At 60.6% G+C, this 11,822-nt stretch carries 11 protein-coding genes; 3 read left to right on the plus strand and 8 right to left on the minus strand.

The window, feature by feature from the left end; genetic code table 11:
• Positions 1-37 precede the first annotated feature (37 nt).
• Together PspS04_RS21715 and PspS04_RS21720 are read left to right on the plus strand one after the other, a co-directional pair.
• Positions 38-1,189 carry an efflux RND transporter periplasmic adaptor subunit gene (locus tag PspS04_RS21715; RefSeq protein ID WP_159997703.1) on the plus strand — a complete coding sequence of 384 codons (1,152 nt, stop codon included), beginning with the start codon at positions 38-40 and terminating at the stop codon, positions 1,187-1,189.
• A gap of 13 nt (positions 1,190-1,202) precedes the next feature.
• Positions 1,203-4,241 carry a multidrug efflux RND transporter permease subunit gene (locus tag PspS04_RS21720; protein WP_095165878.1) on the plus strand — a complete coding sequence of 1,013 codons (3,039 nt, stop codon included), beginning with the start codon at positions 1,203-1,205 and terminating at the stop codon, positions 4,239-4,241.
• A gap of 67 nt (positions 4,242-4,308) precedes the next feature.
• Here the strand turns inward: PspS04_RS21720 and PspS04_RS21725 are convergent, their stop codons facing one another.
• From PspS04_RS21725 to colR, 5 genes are all read right to left on the minus strand, one after another.
• Entirely contained in the window at positions 4,309-4,536 is a 228-nt protein-coding gene (locus PspS04_RS21725; RefSeq protein ID WP_095165880.1) for a hypothetical protein, read from the minus strand.
• 2 nt (positions 4,537-4,538) lie between these two features.
• Positions 4,539-5,252 carry a lipopolysaccharide kinase InaA family protein gene (locus tag PspS04_RS21730; RefSeq protein ID WP_159997705.1) on the minus strand — a complete coding sequence of 238 codons (714 nt, stop codon included), beginning with the start codon at positions 5,250-5,252 and terminating at the stop codon, positions 4,539-4,541.
• A gap of 4 nt (positions 5,253-5,256) precedes the next feature.
• Positions 5,257-5,925, minus strand: coding sequence for a class I SAM-dependent methyltransferase (locus tag PspS04_RS21735; RefSeq protein WP_159997707.1), 669 nt, complete (start codon positions 5,923-5,925; stop codon positions 5,257-5,259).
• Between the two features lie 181 nt (positions 5,926-6,106).
• Positions 6,107-7,387: a sensor histidine kinase gene (locus tag PspS04_RS21740; protein WP_159997709.1), complete on the minus strand. Its 1,281-nt coding sequence runs from the start codon at positions 7,385-7,387 to the stop codon at positions 6,107-6,109.
• Positions 7,377-8,060: a two-component system response regulator ColR gene (gene colR / locus PspS04_RS21745; RefSeq protein ID WP_027619748.1), complete on the minus strand. Its 684-nt coding sequence runs from the start codon at positions 8,058-8,060 to the stop codon at positions 7,377-7,379. The genes PspS04_RS21740 and colR overlap by 11 nt, the downstream gene beginning before the upstream one ends.
• Before the next feature lie 209 nt (positions 8,061-8,269).
• Here colR and PspS04_RS21750 point away from each other — a divergent pair, with 209 nt between their 5' ends.
• Complete coding sequence (locus tag PspS04_RS21750; RefSeq protein WP_159997711.1) at positions 8,270-9,013, plus strand: phosphatase PAP2 family protein; 744 nt, start codon at positions 8,270-8,272, stop codon at positions 9,011-9,013.
• 80 nt (positions 9,014-9,093) lie between these two features.
• Here PspS04_RS21750 and groL read toward each other — a convergent pair whose 3' ends face one another.
• From groL to PspS04_RS21765, 3 genes are all read right to left on the minus strand, one after another.
• Positions 9,094-10,737: a chaperonin GroEL gene (groL, locus tag PspS04_RS21755; protein ID WP_095165887.1), complete on the minus strand. Its 1,644-nt coding sequence runs from the start codon at positions 10,735-10,737 to the stop codon at positions 9,094-9,096.
• Between the two features lie 52 nt (positions 10,738-10,789).
• Positions 10,790-11,083 (minus strand): co-chaperone GroES, encoded by a 294-nt coding sequence (locus PspS04_RS21760; protein ID WP_019827816.1) that lies wholly within the window; start codon positions 11,081-11,083, stop codon positions 10,790-10,792.
• 246 nt (positions 11,084-11,329) lie between these two features.
• Complete coding sequence (locus PspS04_RS21765) at positions 11,330-11,806, minus strand: FxsA family protein (protein WP_095165889.1); 477 nt, start codon at positions 11,804-11,806, stop codon at positions 11,330-11,332.
• Positions 11,807-11,822 lie beyond the last annotated feature (16 nt).

Raw genomic sequence — 11,822 nt, forward strand, 5'->3', positions numbered from 1 at the left:
GCCTGTCTCGCCTGATTTTTTTCCAAGGAAGTGGAATATGCTGCGTCGCCGCATGCTGATCATGTTGGGGGTTGTGCTGTTGATCGTGCTGATGCTGGGGGGCTACAAGGCCTTCTCCATCTATCAGATGATCCAGACCTTCGCTGCGCCAAAGCCGCCGGAGAGCGTCGCCGTGGCCAGCGCCAGCGAACGTCCCTGGCAGGTTCGCCTGCCCACCGTGGGCACCCTCAAGGCGCTGCAGGGGGTCGACCTGAGCCTGGAGGTCGCCGGTACCGTTACCGACGTGCAGTTCCAGTCCGGGCAACAGGTCAAGGTCGGGCAGCCGCTCATCCAGCTCGACAGCGCCGTCGAAAGCGCCCTGCTGGAGACCGCCAAGGCCGACCTCGGCCTGGCGCAACTGGACTACGGCCGCGGCAGCCAACTGGTGGGCAGCAGCGCCATTTCCAAGGGCGAGTTCGACCGCCTCAGCGCACAACTGGCCAAGAACAAGGCCACGGTCAATCAACTCAAGGCCTCGCTGGCGAAAAAGCACATTGTCGCGCCCTTCAGCGGCACCATCGGCATTCGCCAGGTCGACGTCGGCGACTATCTCGCCAGCGGCACGGTGATCGCCACCCTGCAAGACCTCAGCAGCCTGTATGTGGACTTCTACGTACCGGAACAGGTGCTGCCGAAGATCGCCAAGGGCCAGCCGGTCAACGTTGGCGTCTCCGCCTACACCGGACAGACCTTCCCCGGCACCATCAGCGCCATCAACCCCAAGGTCGAGAACAGCACCCGTAACGTATTGGTGCGCGCCACCCTGGCCAACCCCGACGGCAAGTTGCTACCGGGCATGTTCGCCAGCCTGCAGGTGCTGATGCCGGACCCAGAGGCAAAAATCGTGGTCCCGGAAAGTGCAGTGACCTACACCCTGTATGGCAACTCGCTGTACGTCGTCGCGCAGAAAAAGGACGCCGAGGGCAATCTCGAAAAAGACCACGAGGACCAGCCAGTGCTGGTCGCCGAACGGCGGTTCATCGAAACCGGCGAACGCCGGGATGGCCTGGTTCTGATCAACAAAGGCGTGAAGGACGGCGAGCAGGTCATCAGCGCCGGGCAGATCAAACTCGAAAACGGCATGCACATCGTCATCAGCCCGGACAAAAACCTGCCGGCCGAACAGAACAGCCAGCCACGCGCTGACTGATCAAGGAATCCCCATGGCTTTTACCGACCCGTTCATCCGTCGCCCGGTGCTCGCTACCGTGGTCAGCCTGTTGATCGTGCTGCTGGGCTTCCAGGCCTGGAGCAAGCTGCCGCTGCGCCAGTATCCCCAGATGGAGAACGCGCTGATCACGGTCACCACGGCGTACCCCGGGGCCAACGCCGAGACCATCCAGGGCTACATCACCCAGCCCCTGCAACAGAGCCTGGCCAGTGCCGAAGGCATCGACTACATGACCTCGGTCAGCCGCCAGAACTTCTCGGTGATCTCGATCTACGCGCGCATCGGTTCCAACAGCGACCGGTTGTTCACCGAGTTGCTGGCCAAGGCCAACGAGGTCAAGAACAAGCTGCCTCAAGACGCCGAAGACCCGGTGCTGAGCAAGGAGGCGGCGGACGCCTCGGTGCTGATGTACATCAGCTTCTTCAGCAAGGAGTTGAATAACCCGCAGATCACCGACTACCTGTCGCGCGTGATCCAGCCCAAGCTCGCGACCCTGCCCGGCATGGCTGAAGCCGAGATCCTCGGCAACCAGGTCTTTGCCATGCGCCTGTGGCTGGACCCGGTCAAGCTTGCCGGTTTTGGCCTGAGCGCCAGCGACGTGACCAGCGCGGTGCGCCAGTACAACTTTCTGTCGGCCGCCGGTGAGGTCAAGGGCGAGTACGTGGTCACCAGCGTCAACGCCAACACCGAACTGAAAACCGCCGAAGCCTTCGGCCAGATCCCGCTGAAAGTCGATGGCGACAGCCGGGTGCTGCTCAGCGACGTGGCCCGCGTGGAAATGGGCGCGGAGAACTACGACACCATCAGTTCGTTCGGCGGTACGCCCTCGGTGTACATCGGGATCAAGCCAACACCCGGGGCCAACCCGCTGGACGTGATCAAGGAAGTGCGCAAGCTGATGCCGGAGCTGGAGTCCCAGCTACCGCCCAACCTCAAGGCGGAAATCGCCTACGACGCCACGCTGTTTATCCAGGCTTCGATCGACGAGGTGGTGAAAACCCTGTTCGAAGCCGTGCTGATCGTGATTGTCGTGGTGTTCCTGTTCCTCGGCGCCTTGCGTTCGGTGGTGATCCCGGTGGTGACCATTCCGCTGTCGATGATCGGCGTGATGTTCTTCATGCAACTGATGGGCTACTCGATCAACCTGCTGACCCTGCTGGCCATGGTGCTGGCCATCGGCCTGGTGGTGGATGACGCCATCGTCGTGGTGGAGAACATCCACCGCCATATCGAGGAAGGCAAGACTCCGCTGGACGCTGCGCTCGAAGGCGCGCGGGAAATCGCCATGCCGGTGGTCTCGATGACCATCACCCTGGCCGCCGTGTATGCGCCGATCGGTTTCCTGACGGGTCTGACCGGGGCGCTGTTCAAGGAGTTCGCCCTGACCCTGGCGGGCGCCGTGGTGATCTCCGGCATCGTCGCCCTGACCCTGTCGCCCATGATGTGCGCCCTGCTCCTGCGCCACGACCCGAACCCGTCCGGCCTGGCCCACCGCCTCGACCAGTTGTTCGACAGGCTCAAGCGGCGTTACCAGAGCATGTTGCACGGCACCCTCAACACCCGGCCGGTGGTGCTGGTGTTCGCGGTGATCGTGCTGTGCCTGATTCCGGTGTTGCTCAAGTTCAGCAAGTCGGAACTGGCGCCGGACGAAGACCAGGGCATCATTTTCATGATGGCCAATGCCCCGCAGCCAACCAACCTCGAGTATCTGAATTCCTATACCGACGAATTCATCACCATTTTCAAAGAGTTCCCCGAGTACTACTCCTCCTTCCAGATCAACGGCTTCAACGGCGTGCAATCGGGGATCGGCGGCTTCCTGCTCAAGCCATGGAACGAGCGCAGTCGGACCCAGATGGAGATCCTGCCGGAGGTCCAGAGCAAGCTGTCACGCATCCCCGGGCTGCAGATCTTCGGTTTTAACCTGCCCTCGCTGCCTGGCACCGGGGAAGGCTTGCCCTTCCAGTTCGTGATCAACACCGCCAATGACTACGAGTCGCTGCTGGCGGTGGTCGACCGGGTGAAAAAACGCGCGCTGGAGTCCGGCAAGTTCGCCTTCGTCGATATCGACCTGGCCTTCGACAAGCCGGAAGTGGTGGTCGACATCGACCGCGCCAAGGCCGCCCAGATGGGCGTGTCCATGCTCGACCTGGGCACGACCTTGGCGACCTTGCTGGCCGAGGCTGAAATCAACCGGTTCACCATCGAAGGTCGCAGCTACAAGGTGATCGCCCAAGTGGAGCGAGCCTATCGCGACAACCCGGACTGGCTGAACAACTATTACGTGAAGAATGCCCAGGGCGAACTGCTTGCCCTGTCGACCCTGATCACGGTCAAGGACCGGGCCCGTCCGCGGCAACTGAACCAGTTCCAGCAACTGAACTCGGCGATCCTCTCGGGCTTCCCGGTGGTCAGCATGGGCGAGGCGATTGAAACCGTGCACCAGATCGCCCTGGAAGAAGCGCCGCCGGGCTATGCCTTCGATTACGCCGGCGCCTCCCGCCAGTTCGTGCAGGAAGGCAGCGCATTGTGGGTAACCTTTGCCCTGGCGCTGGCGATCATTTTCCTGGTGCTGGCTGCACAGTTCGAGAGCTTCCGCGATCCGCTGGTGATCCTGGTGACCGTGCCGCTGTCGATTTGCGGCGCGTTGATCCCGCTGTTCCTGGGCTGGTCGAGCATGAACATCTATACCCAGGTGGGGCTGGTGACCCTGATCGGACTGATCAGCAAGCACGGGATCCTGATCGTCGAATTTGCCAACCAATTGCGCAAGGACAAGGGCCTGTCACCACGCGAGGCGGTCGAGGAAGCCGCCGCCATCCGCCTGCGTCCGGTACTGATGACCACCGCGGCCATGGTGTTCGGCATGCTGCCGTTGATCATTGCCACAGGTGCAGGGGCCGTCAGCCGGTTTGATATCGGCATGGTGATTGCCACCGGGATGTCCATCGGCACCCTGTTCACCCTGTTCGTGCTGCCCTGCGTCTACACCCTGCTGGCCAAACCGGACAAGGCACCCGAACCCACGTGATCGGGAATCAGACACGCATAAAAAAGGCCTCGCAATTGCGAGGCCTTTTATTTGGGCTTCATCGTTTTCAACTTTGCGGTCTCATTCCCTGGGCCATGCCGAACATGAACAACAGCAGATCATTATCGGGATGGACTGCCGCGGTGGCTTTCGCCACCCGTGGCAATGGGCAATGCGCGTCACCATGCGCAGCACTGAGGACCTGCGTGCGGGGCTGCTCCCAAGCCGCCACCGCCAATGAAGCAACTGCCAAGGCTCCTATTAGAAACAAACCTCGAGCAATTTCTAGTTTCATCGCTATAAACCTTTGATAGCGCTGCCAAACGCCGTCTTATAAAAATAGACGAGTTTGTCCCAATCTGCCGCGTTCCACGACGAGTGGCGACGCAACTGCTTCATGTCGTGAGCCGCCGCCTGGGTGCTCAACAGACGCTGTCGGCACTTCTCCAGATCCAGCAGTGCGATCTCGGCCTTGGCCGTTGGCCCCTCACCGGTCACCCGGACAAAAATGTGCTTGATGTACAAGCAGCTGTGTTGCCAACGCCCCTTGTGCATGCGCGCCAGGTTCTGCGCGAGGTCCTGCAGAACCTGCTCATGGAAGGCCTCGCCGTGACGTTCGCGACCGCCACTGGCGTACCAGTCTTCGATCTCGACAAAGCCGTCCAGTGACTGAGTCACCAGCAGCGCTCGCCACTGATGCACCGGATCGCGCTGCGCACCACAGAAGACGATCTGCGGTACCCGCACGTTGAGTTTGTGCAGCCCCGTCAGCGCATCCAACTCGCGCAGCACAGTTGGGCGCCCGAAAGGGTGCAACCAGCTACGGTAGATATGCCCGGTCTGGCGCTTGGCATACAGCAGTTGGCCATTAGGTGCATGGATACGTTGGACGCCACTTTCCCCGCCACGCCGGACGTTGGGTTCTTCTACCCATTCGCCACGCTGGCTCCAGAAGTAATCAAAGCGATCTTCAGGCGCGTCCTGCGCATCCGAAACCTGTTGAACTGCCATGCTGTTACCTCTTTCGCAAAATATAAACGCGCCACATGGCGTAGAGCGGAATGAAGTCCAAATGTTCCTGAACACGGAAACCGGCTTGCTCAAATTCGGCTTCTACCGTAGAGGCCGGTAACACAAAGCGGTTCTGGTAACCCTCCTGCGCACGTTCTTTTTCAGCACGCTTACGTTTCCAGGCCTTGAAATTGCCGTCGACCCACAACGACAGGATGACGCTGTCACGGGTGACCCGCTGGAATTCGCGCAAGATAGCCAGGCGATGCTCGGCCTCGCCGATGTGGTGAAGCAAACGCATGCAGAAAATGCTGTCTACGGAATTGTCGGGCAGTGCGATGTCGAATGCAGAGGTCTGCAAAGGTCGTACCCGTTCCACCACATTGGCCGGTTGGGCTTGGGTGGCGATCTTGACCATCGAGGCAGAGTTGTCGGCACCAATGATCACCCGATTGGATTTTTCCGCCAGCATCGGCCAGAAACGACCAGCACCGCAGGGCAGGTCAAGGACCAGGCCCGGCTCACCGACACGCTTGAGTGCGGTGCGCGCCAGTTGCAAATCACGCTTGTGCGACAGTTGACGGCCGAGACCGTCCTTGTGCTTGCGCAGATAACGCTGGGCGTGTTCGTCGTCGTACTTCTCGGAAAATTCGAGTTTGATCGGGTCGTCCATCATCATGTCTCCAGAACTGATGACAGCCACCTTAGGGATCAGGGTGTGAGTTTCAGGTCATCCAGTTGTGAAAATTTCGTTAGGAAAAGCCCTTAAGTATTACAGAATTTTACACCTTCAATTTCAGTATGCACCCACACCAACGTAAGAAAAAGCCTACAGACCCCGCCGCCGCAGGGCCTCAGTCGCTCATCCGGCACAGTTCGACCTGGAACCGGCAACCGCTCGGCTCACGGGTAGTGAGGCTGACGCTCCAGCCCTGGTTTTCACAAATTCGCTGTACCAGCGACAGGCCCAGCCCCAGGCCTTCGCCACGATTTTCCGTGCCACGGACAAAGGGCTCGAACATCGCCTCGCGCTTTTCCTCGGGAATGCCCACCCCGCTGTCCTCCACCAGGAACCCGTTGGGCAGCAGGGTCAGGCGGATGAACCCGCTGTCGGTGTAGTGCACGGCGTTACGTAACAGGTTGCCCATGACCGCGTGCAACAAGGTCGCGTTGTAGCGCATCGGCAGCGGCTGGCCGGGCTCATGGATCAATTGCAGGCCCTTGGCCTCAATCGGCTCGCGCCACAGGCCGAGCAGATCCTCGGCCACCTGCTGCAAGGTCACCTGCGGCGACATGCCTGCTGCTTCATGCTGGGCCCGGGCGAGCATCAGGAAGGTCTGGACCAGCTCGCGCATCTCCTCGCAGGCACGTGCAATGCGCTCGACCTGGGCGCGACCGCGCTGGTCGATACCGGGGTTTTCCAGCAGCAGTTCGCAGGAACTGGCGAGGACCATCAAAGGTGTGCGCAGCTCATGGCTGACGTCGCTGGTAAACAATCGCTCGCGGTTCAATGCCTTACGCAGCCGGCCCAAGGTGGCATCGAAGGCCACTGCCAACTCGCCGACTTCGTCGGCGGCATAGTCCGGGGCCAGGGGTGGGGCCAGGCCAAGCAGTTGATCGCGGTGCCGGACCTGACGGGCCAGGCGCACCACCGGCGCCATCACCTTGCGCGCCAGGACCCAGCCGAGGAACACCGCCAGCGCCAGGCTCAATACGAAGCCGACCAGCACCACGGCAAACAGTACGCGCTCGCGTTCCTCGAAATCGCTCTGGTCCTGCAGCAGCACGTAATGCCGGCCGTCGACGATTTCCACCATCGCGTGGTACGACAACTGCTCGCGAAACACTTCGTGGAAACCCGCGTCCAAGTGCCGCAAGTCCTTGGGTAGTTCGAAGTCACCCGGGCCGCCACTGAAATAGAACAACTGGTCGGGCTCCGGCCGGTGGCTCCACTCGGACATGTTGTCCATCAGCAGCAAACGCTGGAGGTCGCCTCCGAGGCCGGCGGAAATCAGTTTTTCTTCGACCAGGTGCACGGTGGCCACGATGCCCATGGCAAATGCCCCCGCCACCAGCGCACTCATCAGCGCAAAGGCGATGATGATCCGCTGGGCAAGGCTCTGTCTAAACTCCATCACGTCCCTCGGCCAAGCGATAACCGACACCATGCACGGTCTGCAGCAACGGCTTGGCAAACGGTTTGTCGATCACCTGGCGCAACTGGTGGACATGACTGCGCAGGCTGTCGCTGTCCGGGCAATCATCGCCCCACAAGGCTTCTTCGAGAATTTCGCGGCGCAGCACATGGGGGCTCTTCTGCATCAGCACCGCCAGCAGCTTGAGGCCGACCGGGTTGAGTTTCAGCAGGCGCCCTTCGCGGGTAACTTCGAGCGTGTCCAGGTCATAACTGAGGTCGCCGACCTGCAAGGCACGCCGCCCCCCGCCCTGGGTGCGGCGCATCACTGCTTCGATGCGTGCGGCCAGTTCAGACAGGGCAAAGGGTTTGATCAGGTAGTCGTCGGCGCCGGACTTGAAGCCCTGCAGCCGGTCATCCAATTGGTCACGGGCGGTGAGCATGATCACCGGAGTATCACGTCGGGCATCTTCGCGCAGGCGCTTGCACAGGGTGTAGCCGTCGATGCCGGGCAGCATGATGTCGAGCACGATCAGGTCGTAATGCTCGGTGGCCGCCAGGTGCAGACCCGACAAGCCGTCCTGCGCACAATCCACGGTATAGCCTTTGAGCCCCAGGTAATCCGCCAGGTTGGCAAGGATATCGCGGTTGTCTTCAACCAATAGAATTCGCATGGGCATTTGCTCCGTACACAGTAACGGCCGTCTTGGCTCGCGCAGCTTAAGGCCAAGCGGGGTTCAGGGCCAGAGTTGTCTGCCGGGGCAAACTCGGGCAAAAACCACTCACGAATTTTTCACCCGCTATTCACACCAGGCCTACGCGAGCGGGCCCAGACTGCTGCGCTGCTTGCCGCTGGACCAATCCACACCCTCAGGATCGCCCGATGTCACTGACCCTTTCGCGCCCCGCCTCCCGCCCCTTGAATGCCTGGCTCTGCCTGGGGATCCCCGCCGTCGTGGCGACCGCTCTGCTGCTGCTTGAGCTGACGTCCCTGGACATGAGCCTGGCCCAGTTGTTCTACGACCCCGATGGCGGAGGGTTTATCGGTCGCCACAGCTACTTCCTGGAAAACATCCTGCATGACCGGGCCAAGCAAGTGGTCATCGCTTTCTCGGTGCTGGCGGTGATCGGGTTTGCCGGTTCGTTCTTCGTCGCCCGGCTCAAGCCGTTCAAGCGCGAACTGGGCTGCCTGGTGCTGTCGCTGGGCCTGGCCACGGCGTTTGTCACGCCGGTCAAGGCCGTGACCGCCGTACAGTGCCCGTGGAGCCTGAAGGAGTTCGGTGGCAAGGAAACCTACAGCGAACTGCTCAGCCCACGCCCAGCCACTGACAAACCGGGACGTTGCTGGCCCGGCGGTCATGCAGCCACCGGGTTTGCCTTGTTTGCGCTGTTTTTCGTGTTGCGCGACCGGCGCCCGAAACTGGCCCGCGCGGCCTTTCTCTTTGCGTTTGGCCTGGGCACGGTATTTTCCGTCAGCCGCATGATGCAGGGCGCACACTTTTTCTCGCACAACGTGTGGACGGCGGTGTTTTGCTGGCTGATTTGCCTGGGCGCGTATTACTACGTGCTGTATCGACCGGCGAGCAAGGTCGATCCGGCCGGCAAGGCCCAGGCCGTCAACGCCTGATAAGAGGGGCAATAAAAAACCCCGCCGGCTTGCGCAGGCGGGGTTTTTTACAGGTGTAGCTCGTACGGGGTAAGGCTGGCTTACATCATGCCGCCCATGCCGCCCATACCGCCCATGTCTGGCATGCCGCCGCCAGCTGGTGCGTCTTCCTTGATCTCAGCGATCATGGCTTCGGTGGTGATCATCAGGCTGGCAATCGACGAAGCCGCTTGCAGAGCCGAACGAGTCACTTTGGCCGGGTCCAGGATACCCATTTCGATCATGTCGCCGTATTCGCCGGTCGCTGCGTTGTAACCGAAGTTACCCGAGCCTTGCTTGACCTTGTCGACTACTACGCTTGGCTCGTCGCCGGAGTTGGCAACGATCTGGCGCAGTGGTGCTTCAACAGCGCGACGCAGCAGAGCGATACCGACGTCCTGATCGGCGTTGTCGCCTTTCAGTTCGCTGATGGCTTGCAGGGCGCGAACCAGTGCCACGCCACCGCCAGGTACCACGCCTTCTTCAACGGCTGCACGGGTAGCGTGCAGGGCGTCTTCAACGCGGGCTTTCTTCTCTTTCATTTCAACTTCGGAGCCAGCGCCAACCTTGATCACTGCAACGCCGCCGGACAGCTTGGCCAGGCGCTCTTGCAGTTTTTCACGGTCGTAGTCGGACGAAGTGTCAGCCACTTGCTGGCGGATCTGCAGAACGCGAGCCTGGATGTCAGCCTCAACGCCAGCGCCGTCGATCACGGTGGTGTTTTCTTTGGACAGGATCACGCGCTTGGCATTACCCAGGTGTTCCAGGGTAGTGCTTTCCAGGCTCAGACCGATCTCTTCGGAGATAACGGTACCGCCGGTCAGGACGGCGATGTCCTGCAGCATGGCCTTGCGACGGTCGCCGAAGCCTGGAGCCTTGACGGCTGCGACTTTAACGATGCCACGCATGTTGTTCACAACCAGAGTCGCCAGGGCTTCGCCTTCAACGTCTTCGGCCACGATCAGCAGTGGACGGCCGGCTTTGGCAACGGCTTCCAGGACTGGCAGCATTTCGCGGATGTTCGAGATCTTTTTGTCGACCAGCAGGATCAGCGGACCGTCCAGCTCGGCAGTCATGGTCTCTGGCTTGTTGACGAAGTACGGGGACAGGTAGCCACGGTCGAACTGCATGCCTTCAACAACCGACAGTTCGTTTTCCAGGCCCGAGCCTTCTTCAACGGTGATCACGCCTTCTTTACCGACTTTTTCCATGGCTTCGGCAATGATGTCGCCGATGGAGCTGTCGGAGTTGGCCGAGATGGTGCCGACCTGAGCGATGGCCTTGGTGTCAGCGCAAGGCTTGGACAGGGACTTCAGCTCTTTGACGATCGCGATGGTCGCTTTGTCGATACCGCGCTTGAGGTCCATCGGGTTCATGCCGGCAGCGACGGCTTTCAGGCCTTCGTTGACGATCGATTGAGCCAGAACGGTAGCGGTGGTGGTGCCGTCGCCTGCGTCATCGTTGGCACGGGAGGCAACGTCTTTGACCAGCTGCGCGCCCATGTTTTCGAAGCGATCTTTCAGCTCGATTTCTTTGGCAACGGAAACGCCGTCCTTGGTGATGGTCGGAGCGCCGAAGCTCTTCTCGATGATCACGTTACGGCCTTTAGGGCCCAGGGTCGCTTTTACTGCGTCAGCCAGGACGTTAACACCGGCGAGCATTTTCTTACGGGCGGAATCGCCGAATTTAACTTCTTTAGCAGCCATGATCGATATTCCTTAAATACTTGAGTAGTCGCGGGAAAATGAACGAGGGGTCTTAGCCTTCGATAACAGCGAGAATCTCGTTCTCAGCCATTACCAACAGGTCTTCGCCGTCGACTTTCACGGTGTTGCTGCCCGAGTACGGGCCGAACACAACCTTGTCACCCACTTTCACGGCCAGCGCACGCACTTCACCGTTGTCCAGCACGCGGCCGGTACCCACAGCGAGGATCTCGCCGCTGTTGGCTTTTTCAGCAGCCGAACCTGGCAGAACGATACCGCCAGCGGTTTTCTTTTCTTCTTCGCTGCGACGGATGACGACGCGGTCATGCAGAGGACGAAGCTTCATTGTCGATCTCTCCTAATTGTAGTTTCAGCGGCCGGTGTAGTCCCGGCGGGGTTAATTTCCGGCGGTGCCGGTTGCGACTCGTCGAGCGAGTCGCGGAAGTCTGTCTGGTGAGCATCACCAGAAACCTTGCGGTGACCGTTACATAAGGGCGCGCAAGCTTATTACAAGGGCAGCACAGCGAAATTTTTTACTTCAGTGGCCACCGAAACGCACACGGCACCCGCAGGTGCCGTGTCGATGTTGCAGTTACTTGGAGTCGCGGTGTTCGAACTCGCCTTCGATCACGTTCGGCTCGCGGCCCAGAGGCTCACGCGGAACCGGGCCGCCACGCGGTTGCAGGTCGTCGGCGAAAGCACGCTGGCGAATCGCCTGCTCTTCGGCGCGCTGGCGCATTTTATTGGCCAGCAGGCGACGGGTCAGCGGCAGCATCATGATCAGGCCCAGCACGCTGCTGACAAAACCCGGCACGATCAACAGACCGCCACCCAGGGCCAGCATCAGGCCTTCGATCATGGTCTGCGCGGGCAACTCGCCCCGGTTCAGGCTTTCACGGGCCCGCAATGCGGTCGCCAGGCCGGCGATACGCAGCACGAACACGCCGAGCATCGAGCCGAGAATAATCAACAACAGTGCCGGGAAAAACCCGATAGCAGCGCTGACCTTGACGAATACGAACAGCTCCAGCACCGGAAACAGCAGAAAGAGCAATAAGAAAGGGCGCATCAAATGGTTCCTCAAC

The organism is Pseudomonas sp. S04, assembly GCF_009834545.1.
Lineage (GTDB): Bacteria > Pseudomonadota > Gammaproteobacteria > Pseudomonadales > Pseudomonadaceae > Aquipseudomonas.

Bases quoted from the DNA above. Each gene is read 5' to 3' on its own strand.
- PspS04_RS21725 (WP_095165880.1), bottom strand. From the start codon at position 4,536: ATGAAACTAGAAATTGCTCGAGGTTTGTTTCTAATAGGAGCCTTGGCA.
- PspS04_RS21750 (WP_159997711.1), top strand. From the start codon at position 8,270: ATGTCACTGACCCTTTCGCGCCCCGCCTCCCGCCCCTTGAATGCCTGG.
- groL (WP_095165887.1), bottom strand. From the start codon at position 10,737: ATGGCTGCTAAAGAAGTTAAATTCGGCGATTCCGCCCGTAAGAAAATG.
- PspS04_RS21735 (WP_159997707.1), bottom strand. From the start codon at position 5,925: ATGGACGACCCGATCAAACTCGAATTTTCCGAGAAGTACGACGACGAA.
- PspS04_RS21760 (WP_019827816.1), bottom strand. From the start codon at position 11,083: ATGAAGCTTCGTCCTCTGCATGACCGCGTCGTCATCCGTCGCAGCGAA.
- PspS04_RS21730 (WP_159997705.1), bottom strand. From the start codon at position 5,252: ATGGCAGTTCAACAGGTTTCGGATGCGCAGGACGCGCCTGAAGATCGC.
- PspS04_RS21715 (WP_159997703.1), top strand. From the start codon at position 38: ATGCTGCGTCGCCGCATGCTGATCATGTTGGGGGTTGTGCTGTTGATC.
- PspS04_RS21720 (WP_095165878.1), top strand. From the start codon at position 1,203: ATGGCTTTTACCGACCCGTTCATCCGTCGCCCGGTGCTCGCTACCGTG.
- colR (WP_027619748.1), bottom strand. From the start codon at position 8,060: ATGCGAATTCTATTGGTTGAAGACAACCGCGATATCCTTGCCAACCTG.
- PspS04_RS21740 (WP_159997709.1), bottom strand. From the start codon at position 7,387: ATGGAGTTTAGACAGAGCCTTGCCCAGCGGATCATCATCGCCTTTGCG.
- PspS04_RS21765 (WP_095165889.1), bottom strand. From the start codon at position 11,806: ATGCGCCCTTTCTTATTGCTCTTTCTGCTGTTTCCGGTGCTGGAGCTG.